The organism is Acidovorax sp. sif1233 (assembly GCF_019218755.1).
In the GTDB taxonomy this organism is placed as follows: domain Bacteria; phylum Pseudomonadota; class Gammaproteobacteria; order Burkholderiales; family Burkholderiaceae_C; genus Acidovorax.
The window spans coordinates 164,422-183,814 of sequence record NZ_JAHUWZ010000001.1 but is presented as its reverse complement, the minus strand read 5'-3'; the positions used below and the strand labels follow the sequence as shown (position 1 = coordinate 183,814).

General features: G+C 66.1%; 18 protein-coding genes. All 18 read right to left on the bottom strand.

Annotated elements, in window-relative coordinates:
• Positions 1 to 35: 35 nt before the first annotated feature.
• The 18 genes from KW843_RS00860 to KW843_RS00775 all read right to left on the bottom strand — a co-directional run bounded on the left by KW843_RS00860 (position 36) and on the right by KW843_RS00775 (position 19,389).
• On the bottom strand, positions 36 to 896 hold the full coding sequence (locus tag KW843_RS00860) for an acyl-CoA thioesterase II (protein ID WP_218293214.1): 861 nt from the start codon (positions 894 to 896) through the stop codon (positions 36 to 38).
• Between the two features lie 27 nt (positions 897 to 923).
• A complete protein-coding gene (locus KW843_RS00855; RefSeq protein ID WP_218293213.1) occupies positions 924 to 1,811 on the bottom strand; it encodes an alpha/beta fold hydrolase in 888 nt (295 codons plus the stop codon).
• A 281-nt stretch (positions 1,812 to 2,092) separates the two neighbouring features.
• Positions 2,093 to 3,292 carry an acetyl-CoA C-acyltransferase gene (locus KW843_RS00850; RefSeq protein ID WP_218293212.1) on the bottom strand — a complete coding sequence of 400 codons (1,200 nt, stop codon included), beginning with the start codon at positions 3,290 to 3,292 and terminating at the stop codon, positions 2,093 to 2,095.
• 15 nt (positions 3,293 to 3,307) lie between these two features.
• A complete protein-coding gene (locus tag KW843_RS00845) occupies positions 3,308 to 3,817 on the bottom strand; it encodes a DUF4442 domain-containing protein (RefSeq protein WP_218293211.1) in 510 nt (169 codons plus the stop codon).
• Positions 3,818 to 3,828: 11 nt separating this feature from the next.
• A complete protein-coding gene (locus KW843_RS00840) occupies positions 3,829 to 6,231 on the bottom strand; it encodes a 3-hydroxyacyl-CoA dehydrogenase/enoyl-CoA hydratase family protein (RefSeq protein WP_218293210.1) in 2,403 nt (800 codons plus the stop codon).
• 85 nt (positions 6,232 to 6,316) lie between these two features.
• Positions 6,317 to 6,754: a DUF2147 domain-containing protein gene (locus tag KW843_RS00835; protein WP_218293209.1), complete on the bottom strand. Its 438-nt coding sequence runs from the start codon at positions 6,752 to 6,754 to the stop codon at positions 6,317 to 6,319.
• Between the two features lie 45 nt (positions 6,755 to 6,799).
• A complete protein-coding gene (locus tag KW843_RS00830) occupies positions 6,800 to 8,596 on the bottom strand; it encodes an acyl-CoA dehydrogenase C-terminal domain-containing protein (protein ID WP_218293208.1) in 1,797 nt (598 codons plus the stop codon).
• A 4-nt stretch (positions 8,597 to 8,600) separates the two neighbouring features.
• Positions 8,601 to 9,341 (bottom strand): TetR/AcrR family transcriptional regulator, encoded by a 741-nt coding sequence (locus KW843_RS00825; RefSeq protein WP_218293207.1) that lies wholly within the window; start codon positions 9,339 to 9,341, stop codon positions 8,601 to 8,603.
• Between the two features lie 177 nt (positions 9,342 to 9,518).
• Entirely contained in the window at positions 9,519 to 10,181 is a 663-nt protein-coding gene (slmA, locus tag KW843_RS00820) for a nucleoid occlusion factor SlmA (protein WP_218293206.1), read from the bottom strand.
• Between the two features lie 175 nt (positions 10,182 to 10,356).
• Entirely contained in the window at positions 10,357 to 11,805 is a 1,449-nt protein-coding gene (locus tag KW843_RS00815; protein ID WP_218294383.1) for a sensor histidine kinase, read from the bottom strand.
• Between the two features lie 95 nt (positions 11,806 to 11,900).
• Positions 11,901 to 12,593, bottom strand: coding sequence for a response regulator transcription factor (locus tag KW843_RS00810; RefSeq protein ID WP_218293205.1), 693 nt, complete (start codon positions 12,591 to 12,593; stop codon positions 11,901 to 11,903).
• Positions 12,594 to 12,611: 18 nt separating this feature from the next.
• Positions 12,612 to 13,502 carry an acetylglutamate kinase gene (gene argB / locus KW843_RS00805; protein WP_218293204.1) on the bottom strand — a complete coding sequence of 297 codons (891 nt, stop codon included), beginning with the start codon at positions 13,500 to 13,502 and terminating at the stop codon, positions 12,612 to 12,614.
• A gap of 84 nt (positions 13,503 to 13,586) precedes the next feature.
• The gene (locus tag KW843_RS00800; RefSeq protein WP_218293203.1) at positions 13,587 to 14,690 is read right to left on the bottom strand and encodes a glycosyltransferase; all 1,104 of its coding nucleotides are present in this window, start codon (positions 14,688 to 14,690) and stop codon (positions 13,587 to 13,589) included.
• 216 nt (positions 14,691 to 14,906) lie between these two features.
• Positions 14,907 to 15,557 (bottom strand): lytic transglycosylase domain-containing protein, encoded by a 651-nt coding sequence (locus tag KW843_RS00795; protein ID WP_255594479.1) that lies wholly within the window; start codon positions 15,555 to 15,557, stop codon positions 14,907 to 14,909.
• Between the two features lie 53 nt (positions 15,558 to 15,610).
• Entirely contained in the window at positions 15,611 to 16,252 is a 642-nt protein-coding gene (locus KW843_RS00790) for a DapH/DapD/GlmU-related protein (RefSeq protein WP_218293201.1), read from the bottom strand.
• A 17-nt stretch (positions 16,253 to 16,269) separates the two neighbouring features.
• Positions 16,270 to 17,283 (bottom strand): methyltransferase domain-containing protein, encoded by a 1,014-nt coding sequence (locus KW843_RS00785; RefSeq protein WP_218293200.1) that lies wholly within the window; start codon positions 17,281 to 17,283, stop codon positions 16,270 to 16,272.
• On the bottom strand, positions 17,270 to 18,184 hold the full coding sequence (locus KW843_RS00780) for a lysophospholipid acyltransferase family protein (RefSeq protein ID WP_255594478.1): 915 nt from the start codon (positions 18,182 to 18,184) through the stop codon (positions 17,270 to 17,272). Before KW843_RS00780 ends, KW843_RS00785 begins: the two co-directional genes overlap by 14 nt.
• Positions 18,166 to 19,389 (bottom strand): ABC transporter ATP-binding protein, encoded by a 1,224-nt coding sequence (locus tag KW843_RS00775; protein ID WP_218293199.1) that lies wholly within the window; start codon positions 19,387 to 19,389, stop codon positions 18,166 to 18,168. Before KW843_RS00775 ends, KW843_RS00780 begins: the two co-directional genes overlap by 19 nt.
• Between the last annotated feature and the right edge of the window lie 4 nt (positions 19,390 to 19,393).

The following is a 19,393-nucleotide window of genomic DNA, read 5'->3' as shown; positions in this document are numbered from 1 at the left end:
GAGGAATGCACGGTGCAGAGCAACAGGCCGACTTCCTATTCCTTGTAGTAGACGATCTGGTGGCTCGTGGCCAGCATGGTGCCAGCCTCGTTCCACAGCTGCACGGTCTGGTCGAAGAAACCGTTGCGAAACTCCTGCCCGCGCGCCTGGCCGAGCAGGTAGCCGGAGCCCGTGGCCTGCAACTGCTCTGCCGTGGCATGGAAGTACACGGTGATGGACACCGTGCCCGCAGGCACCTGGCGCGCACGGCGCAGCCACACGCGGGGGAAGAACACGTCGGCCAGTGCCGCCAGCGAGGTGAAGTCGAGCGGGCGCGGCGGCGCGTCGCGCATCCACAGCTGCGTAAGGCTGTGGTCGCCGCTGCCGTCCCAGGTGCGCGGGATGAAACCCGCGATGGGGCGCATCTCATAGCGGCTGAGCCATTCCACCGCCCCCTTGGGCGCGACGATGGCCTTGTGCTCCGCGGGGGGAGGCACCTCGGGCATGGGCACATCGCCCACGCTCCAGGTCTCGCGGCGCACCGCCGTCACGGCCGTGGCGGTGGTGGTGACCACCGGGGCGCCGTCGGCACCAGCCTGCAGGATCGACAAGGTCCAGTGCTGGGTGGAGCGGTTGGTGCGCACGGGCGTTGCCTGCACGGTGAACGCACCGGCTGTCAGTGCGCCCGCGTAGTTGACGGTGAGCGACAACGGTTCGCCGAGCCGGTCAGGGTGCTGCAGGATGGCCTGTAGCAGCGTGGCGGCGGTGATGCCACCAAACGGGCCCACCATGTTCCAGTAGCCGGGGTGGGTTTGCCCTTCGTACTGGCCGGTCGGAGCGGACGAGGCCGTCAGTTGCAGCGCCTCGTCCAGCGGGTGGGCTGCGGAGGACGAAGAAGTGGATGAAGAGGAAGTCATGCTGCGAGTGTGCCGCGAAACGACCGCTCAGGCCGTCGTACCGGAGACTTCGCCGTGGTGCACGCCGCCACCCAGGGCGGCCAGCGCAGCCGCCGCGCGCGGCCACAGGCTCTGGCGAAACTGGTCGCGAAAGAAACCGAAGTGCCCGATGCGGCGCACCTGCAGATCGGCCGGCGTGATGCTCTCCACGCGGCGCTCGGTGTTGGCGTACAGATTCACCAGGTTGTGCGTGCCCCGCAAGGTCATCAGCTCGTCGTCGGCCATCGACAAGGCCAGCACCGGAAAACGCACCGCGCCGTAGCTCTGCGCCACGGCAGGCCCCTCGGCCCCCACGCTGTAGGCCGGGTGCAGGCACCAGCGGCGCCACTGCAGGATCACGCCCGCAGGCAGGTCGCCCACCTTCTTGAGCGTGCGCCCCGGAAAGTACCCGCACAGCCGCGTGGCCAGCGGCACCAGCACCCACCAGAAATACGGAACGATGCGCTTGAGCTGCGGCGCGTTGTCGCGCCAGTAGCCGCTGCCCGCGGCCACGCTCAGCAAGCCATCCACCTGCTCGGGCTTTTTCAACAGGCCCGGCAACTGCGCCCCCAGGCTGTGGCCCAGCAAGTACAGCGGCTGCGACGGCAGCGCGGCCTTGGCGGCTGTGATCACCGCCTCGTAGTCCTGCGCCCAGTCGAACAGATCCGCCTTCACATCGCGCATGGCGCCCTGCAACGAATCGCCATGGCCCCGGTAGTCGAACGTGGTGACCCGAAACCCTTGCTGCGCCATCCACAGCGCAAAGGCCTCGTAGAACGACTGCCGCACCCCCATCGCGCCGCCGATCACGACACTGGCGCGCGGAGCGCCCTCGGGTTGGTAGACACGCAGCGCCAATGACACTGCCCCGTTGACCTGCAAAGTTTGCTTGTCCATGTCTGTCTCCTTGGTTCGAAACCGATCTGCGCCGGCTTGAAAAGAAAACTATCGCTGAGGGCAGAACCCTGGCTTCGACAGGCTCAGCCCGAACGGTTTGAGTGGGAGCGATCAAGCCTTACCCCGCCCGTTCCCCCGCCTTCACACCCCACCCTCCAGGGCGTAGCGAGCGGGATCAGCTGCTAGGCGGACGGAGCACAGGAACCGGAACGTACTTGAAGTACGTGAGGATTCCGAGCACCGCCCAACGACGCAGATGACCCGCGCAGTAGCCAGCTAACTCACAGCGCTTCAATAATTCCAGCGGCGCCTTGGCCTGTGCCCACGCACATCGTGACCATGCCGTACTTCAGCTTGTGGCGACGCAGTGCGTGCACCACGGTGGCGGCGCGGATGGCACCGGTGGCGCCCAGCGGGTGGCCCAGCGCAATGGCACCGCCCATCGGGTTCACGTTCGCAGGGTTCAGGCCCAGCGTATTGATCACCGCCAGCGACTGGGCCGCAAACGCTTCGTTCAACTCGTACCAGCCAATGTCGTCACTCTTCAAGCCCGCATAACGCAGGGCTGCAGGAATCGCCTCGATGGGGCCGATGCCCATGATCTCCGGCGGCACGCCGCGGGCGGCGTAGCTCACAAAACGCGCCAGGGGCGTGAGGCCGAATTGCTTCACGGCCTTTTCGCTGGCCACGATCAGCGCACCGGCGCCGTCGCTGGTCTGCGAGCTGTTGCCCGCCGTGACGCTGCCGCGCGCAGCGAACACGGGCTTGAGCTTGGCCAGTCCTTCGAGCGAGGTATCGGGGCGGGGGCCCTCGTCCAGGCTCACGGTGCGGCGCTTTTCCACCACTTCGCCGGTAGCGAGGTTGGGCGAACGCTCCACGACCTCGAAGGGCGTGATTTCGTCGCTGAACTCACCGGCCTTCTGCGCCTTGATGGCGCGCAGGTGCGATTCCAGTGCGAAGGCATCCTGCGCCTCGCGGCTGATCTTCCACTGCTGCGCGACTTTCTCGGCCGTGAGGCCCATGCCGTAGGCGATGCCCACGTTCTCGTCACGCGCAAAAATTTCTGCGTTGAATGATGGCTTGTTGCCGCCCATGGGCACGAGGCTCATGGACTCGGCGCCACCGGCGATCAGCACGTCGGCCTCGCCCACGCGGATGCGGTCGGCCGCCATCTGCAGCGCGGTGATGCCCGATGCGCAGAAGCGGTTCACGGTCACGCCGCCCACGGGGTGGTCGAACGCCAGGCCCACGGCGATGCGGGCCATGTTCATGCCCTGCTCGCCTTCAGGGAAGGAGCAGCCGATGATGGCGTCCTCGATCGCCTTGGGGTCCAGCGTGGGGACCTGCAGCATGGCGCTCTTGATGGCGGCGACCAGCAGGTCATCGGGGCGGGTGTTCTTGAAATAGCCGCGGCCCGAGCGCCCGATGGGGGTGCGCGTGGCGGCAACGATGTAGGCGTCCTGGACTTGTTTTTGAGCCATGGTGTTGAAACTCCTTCAATGCTTGGCGGGGCGGCTGGAAGGAATCCAGGCCCACGTAAATACACATTCGACCGGCTCCACGCCGGCTTCGTCGGTCACGGTGACGGTGACCTGCACCTCGCCCTTGTCGCTGGCCAACATGGCGGCGCGCTGCTCGGCGGTCAGCGTGGCCACGGCCTTCAAGCCACCCGTGGCGCGCTTCTTGAACGCCATGGACAGCTCCTTGGCCAGCGGTATGCAGTCATCGCGCACGTTCATGCCCACCACCATGCCGGTGGCCGTCTCGGCCAACAGGTTCATGGCCGAGGCGTGCACGCCGCCGATGTGGTTCTGCACGCGGTGCTCATTGGGCAGGCGCACTTCCACACGCTCGGGCGTGAGCGACACGAACTTCACCCCGGCCGTGCCGGTGAAAGGCACGGCCCGGCGCAGGATGATGTTCTGCACGAAGCCGCGCAGGAAGGCGGGTGCCTCGTCCAGGCGCATCAGCGAGCGCTGGAGTTTGTTGGGGGCGTGGTCCGTCATGGCGATGGCGGTCAGTTGCGAACAGGCTTGCCTGTCGAGAGCATGCCCAGGATGCGCTCGTGCGTCTTGGGCTGTGCGATCAGGTGGCAGAACACCTTGCGCTCCAGCGTGAGCAAATATTCCTCGCTCACCAGCGCGCCGGCGTCCACGTCGCCGCCACAGACCACCTCGGCGATCATGGTGCTGACCTTGAAGTCGTAGGCGCTGATGAAGCCGCCGTCGCGCATGTTCACGAGCTGCGCCTTGATGGTGGCCAGGCCGCTGCGGCCCGCCACGGGGAACAGGCGCTTGTGCGGCGCGCGCCAGCCACTGGCGGCCATGGACTTGGCTTCGTTGATGGCCACGAACAGCAGCTCGTCCTTGTGGGGCACGATGATGTCGGACTCCAGCAGGAAGCCGAGCTTGCGCGATTCGAGCGCGCTGGTGCCCACCTTGGCCATCGCGGCGGCGGTGAAGCCCTCGGTCAGGAAGGGCAGGATGTCCTTGCCAGTAGAGGCCGCCATGTTCTCGGCCGCGCGGCGCGCGATGTAGGTCAGGCCGCCCGCGCCGGGCACCAGGCCCACGCCGACTTCCACCAGGCCGATGTAGCTTTCCATGTGGGCCACGCGCTTGGCGGAATACACGGCCAGCTCGCAGCCGCCGCCCAGCGCCATGCCGTGGATGGCCGCGACGACGGGCACCTGCGCGTAGCGGATGCGCAGCATCAGGTTCTGCAGTTCCTGCTCGATGCTTTCGACCGCATCGGCGCCGCCGACCATGAAGGCCGGCATGGTGGCTTCCAGGTCCGCACCCACGCTGAACGGGGCGTCGCCGGACCAGATGACCATGCCCTGGTACTCGGCCTCGGCCAGCTCCAACGCTTCCATCAAGCCTTCCATCACTTCGGGGCTGATGGCGTGCATCTTGTTCTTGATGCTGGCGATGAGTACCTGGCCATCCAGCGTCCACGTGCGCAGGGCTTTGGACTCTGCAATGGTCGTGCCGGCGGTGCGCCAGTCGGGCAGGTTGGTCTCGCCCAGCAGCGACTCGGGGAAAATCTGGCGCTCGTACACCGGCAGCTGGCGGCGGGGCACGAACTTGTTCTGCGATGCGCTCCACGAGCCTTGCGCGGTGTGCACGCCACCGGCTTCGGCCACGGGGCCCTTGAAGACCCACTCGGGCAGCGGTGCCTTGCACAGCGCTTTACCCGCGTCGATGTCTTCCTGGATCATCTTCGCCACGTCGAGCCAGCCGGCTTCCTGCCACAGCTCGAAGGGGCCCTGCTTCATGCCGAAGCCCCAGCGCATGGCTTGGTCCACGTCGCGCGCGTTGTCGGCGATGGTGCCCAGGTGCACGGCGGCGTAGTGAAAGCCGTTGCGCAGGATGGCCCAGAGGAACTGGCCGGGCGCGCCTTCGGCGTTGCGCAGCAGGCGCAGGCGTTCGGCGGCGGGCTTCTTGAGCATGCGAGCGTACACCTCGTCGGCCTTCTGGCCGGCGGGCACGTACTCTTCGCTGTCCAGCTCGAAGCGCATCACGTCGCGGCCGACCTTCTTGAAGAAACCGGCCTTGGCCTTCTGGCCCAGGTTGCCCAGCTCCAGCAGTTTCTTCAGCACCGCGGGCGTGCCAAAGCTTTCGTAGAAGGGGTCGGTCTCGATGCTCAGGTTGTCCTGCAGCGTCTTGATCACATGGGCCATGGTGTCCAGGCCCACCACGTCGGCGGTGCGGAAGGTGCCGCTCGATGCGCGGCCGAGCTTCTTGCCCGTGAGGTCGTCCACCACGTCATAGGTGAGGCCGAAGTTCTCGACCTCCTTCATGGTGGCCAGCATGCCGGCGATGCCCACGCGGTTGGCGACGAAGTTGGGGGTGTCGTGCGCGCGCACCACGCCCTTGCCCAGGCCGCTGGTGACGAAGGCTTCAAGCTGGTCGAGCACTTCAGGCTGGGTGGTGGGGGTGTTGATCAGCTCCACCAGCGTCATGTAGCGCGGTGGGTTGAAGAAGTGGATGCCGCAGAAACGCGGCTTGATGCTCTCGGGCAGCACTTCGGAGAGCTTGGTGATCGACAGGCCCGAGGTGTTGGACGCCAGGATGGCGTGCTTGGCCACGTGGGGCGCGATCTTGGTGTAGAGGTCGAGCTTCCAGTCCATGCGCTCGGCAATGGCCTCGATCACGAGGTCGCATTCCTTGAGCAGGTGCATGTGCTCTTCGTAGTTGGCCTGCTGGATCAGCGCCGCGTCGTCGGCCACGCCCAGGGGCGAGGGCTTGAGCTTCTTGAGGCCTTCGACGGCCTTGGTGACGATGCCGTTCTTCGGGCCTTCCTTGGCGGGCAGGTCGAACAGCACCACGGGCACCTTCACGTTGACGAGGTGGGCGGCAATCTGCGCGCCCATCACGCCTGCGCCGAGCACGGCGACTTTCTTCACTTGAAATCGGGACATGGGTTGGTTCCTTGTTGGTGGCCTGGCGCTGCCGCGCGCCGGGCACGGCGCAGGCAGACGGGCAGGCAGGCCACGGGCGTTGGGTTTACTGGACGCGGATCCAGGTCTGCGAGCGGCCGAAGGGGCCGATGGAGCCCCGCACTTCGAGTTTCTTGCCGCCGTCGATGGGGGCCATGCGCAGGGTGTAGTTGCGGCCGTTCTCGGGGTCGAGGATCTTGCCGCCTTCCCACACTTCCTTGCCCTCGGCCTTCTTGGCGCCACGGATGATCTCCAGCCCCAGGAGGGGCTTGCCCTTGCGGTCGTCCGAGCATTCGTCGCAGACATCGTCGGGCTTGGCGTCCTTGGACAGGCGCTTTTCCAGCGCTCCGTGCAGCACGCCGCCGCCGATGTCGCGGATGCGGATCTCCGCCTTGGCCTCGCCGGTCTTGTCGTCGATGTTGCGCCACAGGCCTTCAGGCGTCATCTGCGCCCAGGCCGGCAACGCACCCGCTACCAAAACAATAGCTGCTACCGCTTTGTACATAAGCGCTCCGTGGCAAAAAGGCTTGAAATCCGCACCATGCACCGATCAGGCCAGGGCCAGATCGGTGTCCATCAGCACCTTGCTGCCGGCACGGGCCGTGCGCATCAGCGTCGCCGTTTCAGGGAACAGCTTGGCGAAGTAGAAACGCGCGGTCTGCAGCTTGGCGCCGTAGAACGGGTCGGTGTTGCCGGCGGCGATCTCGCGCAGCGCGACCTGGGCCATGCGGGCGAACAGGTAGCCAAACACCAGGTGGCCGGCCACGCGCAGGTAGTCCACGGCGGCGGCGCCCACTTCGTCGGGGTTTTGCATGCCCTTGAAGCCGATTTCGGTGGTGAACTTGGTCATCTGGTCACCCAGCATCGCGACGGGGTTGATGAACTCGGCCATCTTCTCGTTCACGCCTTCTTCTTCCACCAGCTTGCCGATCAGCTTGCCCAGCTTCTTGAGCGTGGCGCCGTTGTTGCCCAGGATCTTGCGGCCCAGCAGGTCCAGCGACTGCACGGTGTTCGTGCCTTCGTAGATCATGTTGATGCGGTTGTCGCGCACGTACTGCTCCATGCCCCATTCCTTGATGAAGCCGTGGCCGCCGAAGACCTGCATGCAGGCGTTGGTGCTGATGTGGCCGTTGTCGGTGATGAAGGCCTTCACGATGGGGGTGAGCAGCGCCACCATCTCTTCGGATTCGGCACGCACCTTTTCATCGGGGTGGCTGTGCACCTTGTCCAGCAGCAGCGTGCAGAAGATCTGCAGCGCGCGGCCCCCTTCGGCGTACGCCTTGGCGGTGAGCAGCATCTTGCGCACGTCGGGGTGCACGATGATGGGGTCGGCATCCTTGTCCTTGGCCTTCACGCCCGACAGGCTGCGCATCTGGATGCGGTCCTTGGCGTAGGCCAGTGCGTTCTGGTAAGCCACTTCGGTCAGGCCCAGCGACTGGTTGCCCACGCCCAGGCGGGCAGCGTTCATCATCACGAACATGGCGGCCAGGCCCTTGTTGGGCTGGCCCACCAGGGTGCCGATGGCGCCATCGATTGCGATCTGCGCGGTGGCGTTGCCGTGGATGCCCATCTTGTGCTCCAGGCCCGTGCAGTAGATGGGGTTGCGCTCGCCCAGCGAGCCGTCGGCCTTCACGTTGAACTTGGGCACGACGAAGAGGCTGATGCCCTTGCTGCCCTTGGGCGCATCGGGCAGGCGGGCCAGCACCAGGTGCACGATGTTGGCGGTCATGTCGTGCTCGCCGGCGCTGATGAAGATCTTGTTGCCGGTGATCTTGTAGGTGCCGTCGGCCTGCGGTTCGGCCTTGGTGCGCAACAGGCCCAGGTCGGTGCCGCAATGGGGTTCGGTCAGGCACATGGTGCCGGTCCACTCGCCGCTGGTGAGCTTGGGCAGGTAGATCTTCTTTTGCTCGTCGGTGCCGTGGGCGTGCAGGGCTTCGTACGCGCCGTGCGACAGGCCGGGGTACATGGTCCACGCCTGGTTGGCCGAGTTCATCATCTCGTACAGGCACTGGTTCAGCACGAAGGGCAGGCCCTGGCCGCCGTAAGCGGGGTCGCACGACAGCGCCGCCCAGCCGCCTTCGACGTACTTGGCGTAGGCGTCCTTGAAGCCCGACGGGGGCTTGACTTCGTGCGTGGCCTTGTCCAGCACGCAGCCTTCGGTATCGCCGCTGATGTTGAGCGGGAAGGTCACTTCGGCGGCGAACTTGCCGGCTTCTTCCAGCACGGCATTGATGGTGTCCACATCCACCTCGGCGTGGGGCGGCATTGCCTTGAATTCATCGCTGACCTTGAGCACTTCGTGCATGACGAATTGCATGTCGCGCAGGGGCGGCGTGTAGGTAGGCATGGGTTTACTCCTTGGAGGTGGTGGTTTGGTTGGAAACTTTGCGGCGCTTGGCGGCAGCAGGGGTGGCTGGCGCGGCGGCGGCCGGCGTGTCGGCGCTGTAGCGCGCCAGGATGTTGTGAAAGCCCTGCACGGCCCGGCCCATGGAGCCGGGGGTTTGCAGGAAGCGCGCTTCGTAATGCAGCGCGAGGATGAGGCCGTGGATCTCGAACAGCATCTGCTCGGCATTGGTGTCCGCGCGCAGCTCTGCGAGGCCCTTGCACTGCTCGATGGCGCGGCGCATGGCGGCGTGCCATGTCAGCACCGAGCTGGCCAGCGCGTCGCGCACGGGGCCGGTGCGGTCGTCGAACTCGACCGCGCCGCTGATGTAGATGCAGCCCGAGTCGATTTCGATGGAGGTGCGCTTCATCCAGTTGTCGAACATGGCCGACAGGCGCGCCACGCCGCGCGGCGCGGACATCGCGGGGTAGAACACCTCCTGCTCGAAGCGGGTGTGGTATTCGCGGATGACGGAGATCTGCAGCTCTTCGCGCGAGCCGAAGTGGGCGAACACGCCCGACTTGCTCATGCCCGTGACATCGGCCAGCGCCCCGATGGACAAGCCTTCCAGCCCGATGTGCGTGGCCAGGCCCAGCGCCGCCTCGACAATGGCCGCCTTGGTTTGCTGGCCCTTTTGCAGGGCGCGGCCGGTACCGCTGCGGGCGCGCGGGATGCGGGTGACCTGGCTGGATGAAGAGGTGGCGGACATGCTGGCAAATAAAAACGAACGTTCGTTCTATTCTGCAGCAAATTCGGCGACCGGCCAAAACCCCGGGAAAAAATAGGGAGCGGCCCCCAAATCACCCGTTGCGGCGGCGCCACCGCCTGGCGGGCCCGCTCTCCAGCGTGCCGGGGCCCCGCCGGCGGCACCGCCAGCGGGGCGGTGCTAGAGGATCAGCGCGAGGCTGGCTTCCAGGTGCTCGGAAGGCGGGCGCTTGAAACCCGAGCGCGCATAGCGCTGCAGGCGCCCCACCGCAAACGCCGTGAGCACGCTGGCCGCCACCTGGGCATCGACCGTGGGCGTCGCGGAGCCCGCCGCGGCCGGGCGCAGGCACTGGCGCAGGGTGGACTCGATGCGGTCAAAGAACTGGTTCATGCGCTGCTGCAGGCGCTCGTGCTCGAACACCAGGGCGTCGCCCACCATCACCCGCACCATGCCGGGGTTGCGCTCGCCAAACTGCAGCAGCACGGCCACGATGCGCGCCGCCTGCCGCTGGCCCACGTCGGGCGGCTGGGCGGGGTCGGGCACCTCGCGGCCGGTGATCTGCTGCACGAGGGTGAACACGGACTGCTCGATGAAGTCGATCAGCCCCTCGAACATCTGCGCCTTGCTCGCGAAGTGGCGGTACAGCGCCGCCTCGCTCACCGACAGGCGCGCCGCCAGCGCGGCGGTGGTGATGCGCTCCGCGCCCGGCTGCTCCAGCATGGCCGCCAGCGCCTGCAGGATCTGCACGCGGCGCTCGCCCGGCTTGGGCCGCTTGCGCGCGGCCGGCGTGTCACCCGCGTCGTCGGTACTGGCGGGCTCTGGAAGGGGAGAAAGTTCGGACATGCAGGACAGGGGCTCTGGTAGGGCCATGCGGCCAGTGGCACCCGGCGCCCGGTTCACATGCCGGATGGGCATGCACGGGCCAGCGGCAGGCGTAAATCATGTATGGAAATGATTCTCGCACAGGCTTTTGCCCGGCCCGCGCACGGACACGCGCAAGGAGCGCGCGGGCGCGGATCTACAGCGGAAACACCACAGCCACCAGCAGCCCGTGCCCCTGGGGGCCCGTCCCGAGCGTCAGGGAGGCGCGGTGCACGCGCGCGATCTCGTCGGCGATGGCCAGCCCCAGGCCCGTGCCCTCCCCCACCGTGCCAGGCACGCGGTAAAAGCGCTGCATGACGCGGGCGCGCTCCGCCTCGGGCACGCCCGGGCCGTCGTCCTCGACCTCCAGGTACACGCGGGGCGGCCCGGTGCGCCCCTGGCGCATGCCGCAGCGGATGGTGACAATGCCCCCCGCCGGCGTGTACTTGATGGCGTTGTCCACCAGGTTGGACAGCAATTCGCGCAGCAGCCAGCCATGGCCGGTGACATGCACGGGCTGCACGTCGAGCCCCAGGTCCAGCCCCTTGCCGGTGGCCGGATCGAGAAAGGTCTCGAGCAGCGCCTCGCACAGGTCCTTCAGGTCCACGCGCTGCGGCGGCTGCGCATCCAGGCTGCGCGCGTCGGCGCGCGACAGGGCCAGCAGCTGGTGCGCGAGCTGTGAGGTCCGGCGCGTGGCATTGCGCAGCTTCTCGATCTGATCAACTCCTAAAACAATAGCGCCTTTCGCTTGACCATCCTGCGCCAGCGGCATTTGTCGATCAAAGTCCGGCAGCGATACCCGCGGGCCGGCGGCCTTGGCCATCATCGCCCAGGCCTCGACCTGCGCCTGCAGGCCCGCCAGCGGGGTGCGCAGCTGGTGCGCCGCGTCGGCCACGAAGCGGCGCTGCCCTTCCGCCTGCGCATTGACCAACGCGAACAGCCGGTTGAGCGAATGCACGAGCGGGCGCACCTCGGCGGGCGACGAGGCCTCGTCGATGGGGCTGAGATCGCGCGGCGAGCGGTGTTCCACCGCTTCGGCCAGATCCACCAGCGGCTTGAACGCACGCCCCACGGCCCAGTGGATGGCCAGCGCGGCGGCGGCCACGAGCACCAGGTTGGGCAGCAGCACGCGCAGCAGAAGCTGCTGCGCCCACTGCTGGCGCGGGTCCGACCCGTCGGCCAGCGCCACCACCAGCTCGCCGGCCCCCGTGCGGCCGCGCTGCACGGCCACCCGGTAGGTCACGCCGCCAAATTCGACGCTGTGGAATTCGGGGGCCTGCGTGGTCGGCACGGCGCTGTGCACCCAGTCGTCCCCCAGCAGCAGGCGGCCGGAGGCGTCGCGCACGCTGTACCCGGCAAACCCGGCGTTCTGGCGCAGGAAGTCCTCGACCGGCGGCGCCAGCAGCAGCAGGGGCGGCTCGTTGTCACGGATCGCGGGGGCCAGTACCGAATCGGCCAGCGCCGGAAGCAGCCGCAGCAGGCGCTGGTCATGCCGTCCGGCGGCCTCATCGGCCGAGCGGTAGTCCAGCCACACGCCCGCGAGCGCGAGCAGGCACAAGGGCAGCACCAGCAAAAGCAGCAGCCGGTTGCGCAGGTCGGAGGTCATGGCGCGCAGGCCAAGCCGCTGGGAAGGAGGGGCCCGGTCCGGCATCGTCATGGTGGGTCTTCACCGGCGCGGGCGCTGAGCCAGACCGATTCCGATCAGGCGGCCTGGAGTTCCAGACGGTAGCCGAACCCGCGGATCGAGCGCAGCGCCACGCCATGCGGCTCGAGCTTGCCGCGCAGGCGCGAGACGTAGACCTCCACCGCATTGGGTGTGATCTCCTTGTCCCACCCCGTCAGGGCCTGCAGGAGCTTGTCCTTGCTCGCAGGCTTGGGGGCGTTGATGAGCAGGTATTCGAGCACGGTCCATTCACGGGGACCCAGTTCGATCACCTGCTCCCCTTCGCCGGTGCGGATGCTCGCGCGGCGGCCTGCCGTGTCCAGCTCCAGCGGCCCGAAGCTGAGCACCGCCGTCGTGGCGGCCTGCGAGCGGCGCAGCAGGGCCCGCAGGCGGGCCAGCAGCTCGGGCAGCTCGAAGGGCTTGACCATGTAGTCGTCCGCCCCCAGGTCCAGCCCCTGCACGCGGTCATGCAGGGCATCGCGCGCGGTCAGGATCAGCACGGGCATGGCGGGGCTGATCATGTCGGGACGGCGCAGGCGGCGGGTGAGCTCCAGCCCATCCATGGCGGGCAGGCCGATGTCGATGATGGCCGCGTCGAAAGACTCCGTGCGCAGCACCTCTTCGGCGCGCTCCCCGCTGCCGACCCAATCCACGGCGTATCCGGCGTCGGTCAGGCCCAACTTGATGCCGCTGGCCACCATGACATCGTCTTCAACCAACAGCAGGCGCATAGCAGGCTACGAAAAGGGTCAGTGCGAGCGGATCATGGTCCCGTAGGCCTGGTCGGTCAGGATTTCGAGCAGCATGGCATGCGGCACACGGCCATCGATGATGTGCACGGCGTGCACGCCGGCCTTGGCGGCATCGAGCGCGCCCGCGATCTTGGGCAGCATGCCGCCGGAGATGGTGCCATCGGCGAACAACGCGTCGATCTCGCGGGCCGTGAGGTCGGTGAGCAGGTTGCCCGCCTTGTCCAGCACGCCGGGCGTGTTGGTCAGGAGCATGAGTTTTTCAGCTTGCAGCACCGTGGCCAGCTTGCTGGCCACCACGTCGGCGTTGATGTTGTAGCTCTCGTTGTTTTCGCCGAAGCCGATGGGGCTGATGACGGGGATGAAGGCATCGTCCTGCAGCGCCTTGACCACGCTCGGGTCGATGGCCACGATGTCCCCCACCTGGCCCACGTCGTGCTCGATGCTCGGGTTCTTGTTGTCCACCATCTTGAGCTTCTGCGCGCGGATCATGCCGCCGTCGCGGCCCGTGAGCCCCACGGCCTTGCCACCGGCCTGGTTGATCAGGCCCACGATGTCCTGCTGCACTTCGCCGGCCAGCACCCACTCGACCACTTCCATGGTCTCGGCGTCGGTCACGCGCATGCCCTGGATGAACTCGCCCTTCTTGCCCAGGCGGTTCAGGGCCGTCTCGATCTGCGGGCCGCCGCCGTGGACCACCACGGGGTTCATCCCCACGAGCTTGAGCAGCACCACGTCTTCGGCAAAGTCGGCCTGCAGCGCGGGGTCCGTCATGGCGTTGCCACCGTATTTGATGACCATGGTCTTGCCATGGAACTTGCGGATGTAGGGCAGCGCCTGGGCCAGGATTTCAGCCTTGTCGCGCGGAGCAATCGAAAGAAGGTCGGTCATGGAGGCGGGCCATCCAGAGAAAACGGTGAGGCGCAAATTGTGCCGCATTCGCGCGGCACCCTGGGGTGGCCTGCGCAACAGCCCTCAGTGGCGCAGCCAGTGCGGCACCTTGAACCGCACGATGGCAAGGTACGCCATCACATAGCTGATGACGAACAAGCCGCAAAACGCCATCAGCAGCGGGGTATTGCTCCAGAACAGCACCGCCGGCACCACCGTGAGCAAGGTGAAGCCCCAGAGGTAGGGCGATGTGCGGTTGTTGCGCATCAGAACCCTGCGGGATTCGTCGTCGTGGAAAACGCCCCGCACGATGCGCCGGTAGATCAGCTGGTGAAAATGCAGTGCATCGGCCACGCCGGGGGACACGCCCCGCACCGTCTTGCGATAGATCGAGAAGATCGTTTCCCAGACGGGGTAGATCAGCAAAAGCATGGGGAACCACGGTGACACGTCGGCGTTGCGCTGCACCAGCGAAATGCTGGCCAGGGCGATGACCACGCCCCAGATATACGCCCCGCCATCGCCGGCAAACAGCATTCCCCGCGGGTAGTTCCACACCAGGAATCCCCCGGTGGCGGCGGCGGTGGACACCAGCAGCGCCGCCAGGGCGCGATCCCCCACCTGCAATGCCACGTGCGCCAAGGCCAGGCACACGATCAGTGCGACCATGCCCGCCAGGCCGTTGTAGCCGTCGATGATGTTGAACGCGTGGGGCAGCCCCGCGACGGCAAGTACAACGATGGCGATGCCCAGCCACGGGGCAGCGGCCAGCACGGAGTCCAGCCAGGGCCACCCCATGCGGGGCAGGGACAGGTCCAGCAAGACCACCGCCAGGGCACCGGATGCGCCCGTCAGGCTTAACCGATACCGGACGGACAGGCGCTGGGTCATGTCCTCCGCGATCCCCCCCAGAGCAGCCGGCAGCATGACCACCAGCCAGCCGCCGACCCATGCCCCCAACCTGAGGGAACCAGGATCTCCCCAATGGGACGACTGCAGCATGCCCAGGCTCCAGCTGCACCCGATACCCAACAGCAGCGCCCCTCCGCCCAGGCGGGGAATATCCCCGAGGTGAAAACGCTGTGGCATGGCGCTGCCATACACGGAAGCGTGGCTGCGCATCCACCGCACGATGAACCCTGCCGCCAACGCTGCAACGATGAATGCCACCACAGATAACCAGATCATGAGCGGCCGATGGTACCCGTACTCTGCGCGGATGCCTGTAAGAAAGCGCTAGCTGGCGCTGCCCGCGACGGCATCCCCGCGCCATTTGCGTGAAATACGGCCGCCCACCGCAGGAAGTCGGCAGTGGCGCCTCGGCTGCCTGGACACAGGGTCAACCCAGGCCAGCGCCGGCGCAGACGGTTCACGAAAAAGTCCACGCTGCAGGGTCCAGGGCCACTACCGCGCCATGCCGCGGTAAAAGCGCATCACTTTTTCCACGTATTGCTGTGTTTCGGGATACGGCGGAATCCGGCGGCCGTGCTTGATCACGGCTCCTTCCCCGGCGTTGTAGGCCGCCAGTGCCAGCTCTTTGTCGCCATCGAACATGCGCAGCAGGTCCGCCAGGTAACGGGTGCCGATCTGCGCATTCACCTTGGGCTCCATGGCGGCATGTTCTCCCTCTGAAGGCGGACGGGCCGCGACCCCATAGCGCTCGGCCGTCGCGGGCATCACCTGCATCAGGCCCAGGGCGCCTTTGCGCGAAACGGCCTTCACATTGAAGGCCGATTCCGCAGCGGCAACGGCGATCACGAATGCCGGATCCAGCGACTGCGCCTCCGCCGCCGCCTCCAGGTGCTGCTTGACATCGTCGTAGCCAGGAAACTGCAGTGCGGAGGTGCCGCGCTCCTTGCTCCTCATCACGGAGGCAGGAGGCACACGTTGGAGCCAGACCAGCCCCCGCGACGCGGCCGCGCCCGGTGCCACGTTGCCAATGTGGGTCACTCCATCCTTGTCCACGAACTCCCACACCTGGTCGGCCCAGGAAGACGCAGGGAGTCCCATCAGGAAGATCACTGTGAGCGCCGCCCTGCGCAGGCTGTCCACCATGTTCGATCCCCATCCGCGCCCGTCGGAGCTTCTGCGAAATTCACTCTTGCTTGTCATTTGGCACCGCGTCCCTGGTACAAGAAGCTCTTCAGCCGGACCCCGACCCGTTCAAACCAGGGGGATGGCACGGGGGCCTGTGCCGCCGGCCAGGCATCCCCACGGCGCGAGCGCAGCAGCCGAGCGGGCATTCCCGCCGCCACCATCCCCGCGGGGACATCCTGCCGCACAAGCGCACCGGCGGCCACCACCGCGCCGCGCCCGATGGTAACCCCCTCGAGCACGATGGCTCCGGCCCCTATCCAGGCGCCGTCCTCCACGACGATCTTTGCGCGGGTGATGCGGTTGCGCGCGATGACCGCATCCCCTTCGTCTATGGCGTGGCCGGCCGACAGCAACTTGACGTGGGGGCCGATCAAAACGTCCTCGCCAATCTCCAGGCCCCCTTCGCCAGACAGATAGCCGCCCACGTTGACAATGGTGCGGGCGCCGATGCGGATTCCCACGCAAGGGTCCGCGACCACATCCCCCAGCACCAGCCTTGTCTGCGCGTAGATGCTGACCCCGTCCGACAGGCACAGCACGCCAGGGCGCTGCCCAAACCGCATGACGGAAACGGACGGATCGATCCGGCAATCCGCACCGATGCTGTCCACGCCGTCATGCGATGCCGTGAAATCAGGAACCCCGAGCAACATGTCCGTTCCGCAATCCGTCACGCGCCGTCCGCGCGGCCCAGGAGTCTGCGCTGCAGCCGCAGCCATGGGCCTGCCGGAGGAGGAGGTTCGGGCTGGGGCTGCGCTTGCAGCGCGGAGAGTTCGGCCTCCACCGCGGTCTTTTCCGTCCGCAGCAGCTCCATGTCGGTGCGCAGATCCTTGATCTCCAGCTGCATCTTCGCGATGATGTCCTTGGCTTCCGAAAAGGCTTTCTGGTGCTCCAGCAACGATGCGCGCTCACGCTGGTGCACCACCGTGAGGGCCTGCAACTCGTCGCGCAGCCTGTCCGCTGTGCCACGTGCCTCGGCCAACTCCCAGGCGGAAGCGTCGATGGAGGGCGTGACCACCACCATCCACTGGTACACATCGAAATCCTGCCACCCCGCCAGCAAGGCCTGGCGCTGCTCGCCGGGCAGAGCGCTCCAGTACCAGGCGAATTCGCTGCATTCGACAGGCACCCTGTTGGCCTCCCAGATCCGGGGAGCCCACCCGCAGTCCAGCAGTACTTTTTCAATGCTGCGCTTGGTAAAGAACCGGACATGGGTCCTGTCCAGCTGGCCCTTGTCCGAGTAGTCGAAGATGCCATTGCGCATCGCCGCCAGCACCCCGGCATAGGCAATGTTCGGGACGGAGATCAGCAGGCGGCCCATGGGGGCCACAAATTCGCTCAACCGCTGCAGCACGTCCTCCGGTTTTCTGAGGTGCTCCAGCACATCGCAGGCCATCACCGCATCAAACCGCCTGCCCGCGATCGCATCCAGCCAGTCCGTGCCATCCAGATTTCCGGGAATGACCTCCACGCCCAGCGTCTTGAGCACCTCCAGTGCCTCGGGGTCGTTTTCAACCACCGTGACGCGATGGCCCCGCGCCAGCAGGACGCGGGTCATGGCGCCGGGCCCGGGCCCCAGCTCCAGCACCGAGCCTCCGTCGGACGGAATACGGCGCAGCAACCGGGCCGCCCACTCCTTGCCGTCCGGGTCGAATGCGTAGTCGTATCGCTCAATATTGGTCATGCGTTGCCTCCGATGCGGACGGTGTCCACATCTGCTCCCACTGCCCCCAGTGCCACCAAGCCCATGGACGCTCCCGTACATCCTGCTCCAACCGTTGAATCACCGCATCAATGGCCTGGCGTGGATTCTCTGGCAAAGTCTCCACCACCACCCGAAGCCGATCAGGTCGCTCCGAATATGTCACCGCGTGCAACAAAGGGACCTTGGCTGATTCCGCAAGGCGCTCGATCCCTGTAGGCAGGTGCAACTGTCCTCCGAGGAAAGGGTGGCTGCGCAATCGGGTGAACCCTGGAGCCCATGCATCCGCAAGAATTCCCCACGCCTGCCCCGCCCTCAAGCTCTCATACACCGGGCGCATTCCCTCGGTGGAGGTCCGCCACTGGCCCCGGGCGATCTGCGTGAATGAACGCACCTTCCGAATCAGAAAGTCACGCTGGACAACTCCCAGACCAGGATTTTCGAGAATCGGCATTGTCAGCGTGTTCAGCGACAGCCCTCTCAGAGCCAATGCGACTGCCGATGTCAGCAAACGGTCGAAATGATTCAATACCAGAATAAAGCCTTGCTTTCTTCTAATCAGGGCGTCCACATGCTCCCATCCCGTGACCTCAATGGCAGGACCATTGGGCTGTCCCAAACGGTGCAGCGCGGACGCATCCATGATTTCCTGAGCCAGCATCGCCAAATGCGCACGCGCCCACTGACGATGAGCCACCGCCGTGGATTCAGGGAATACCTGCTCAAAACGCGCCACTAGAAATTGCTCTGTCAGGCGACGTGCCGAAGAAGGGTCGCGCCCGATGACCGAGGCAAGGTGCCACGGAAGGGTGGTGGGCATTCTGCTCAGAGCAGGGAACGCAAACCGCAGGCGCCACTCATTGATCATTCGCTCGGCAGCCATTCGTGATCCAGCCACACAAGACCCACTTCGCGATTCTTCTGATTCAACACCGTGAACGGCTGAATCAGCTCGGCCATGTCCAACACCTGAAGGCCCGTATCGTCCAAGGTGTAGACATTCCAGAGATACTCGCCAGAGAGCAAGGGCAGACGAGGAAATCGGACACGCAGCCGATGCGTTCCTGCTCCGCACAGAGGGCGCGGAGGATTGTGAAACTGCGTGCTGGTTCCAAACACGTTGTCCTTGTCCGGCCGGACTATGGAGAAGCCTATGTGAAATTTGGCATCGCAATAGGATTCAACCTGTATTTCTACCGTCAGGTCCTGGAACGAGTCGACTTGCGCCGGATTGGTACCATCGCTTGTTTCCGTAATCAGGTGTGTGATTTTGACAAGCGGGGCCGTGGTGATTCCCACCGCGGGCGCGGGAGACGCGACATTCGGGGGAGCATCGGCCACTGCATCCGTCCGCAAATGGGCGTACCGGCGCCGCTCGTGGGCTTCATAGGCAGTCACTACACCCTCGGTGGCACCGATGGCCTGTATGCGGCCACCGTGAATCCACGCCGCCCGCTGACACAGGCTGCGCACCTGGTACAGGTTGTGGGAACAGAAAAGCACGGTGGCGCCACGCTCGCGCAGCTCCAGGATGCGGTTCAGGCTCTTCTTCTGAAAATGCAGATCCCCCACCGACAAGGCCTCGTCCACGATCAGCACATCGGGATCGATGGCCGTCGCTGCGGCAAATGCAAGCCGCATGAACATGCCTGAAGAGTAGGTCTTCACCGGCCGTTCGAGTGTCTCCCCGGTCAACTCGGAGAACGCGGTGGCCCGGATGATGAAATCCTCCATGGCACCGCCTTCCAGGCCATGCAGGGCAGCCATGAAGCGGATATTGTCGTAGCCCGACTCCTCCGGGTGGAATCCGGCACCCAGTTCCAGCAGCGCGGCAACACGGCCTTCCTGCGACACCTGGCCATGGGTAGGCCGAATGGTGCCCGCGGCAATCTTCAGCAAGGTGCTCTTGCCCGCGCCGTTTTCACCGATCAGCCCAAACGTTTCTCCTGCCTGGACTTCAAAGTCCACGCCGGTCAGCGCCACGTGCACGCGGTGGCGCTGCCTGCGGGTCACCCACTCCCACAGCCTGTCCTGGGGGCGGCCGTACACCATGTAGGTTTTTTCTATGCCCTCAAAGCGTATGGTCATGGCG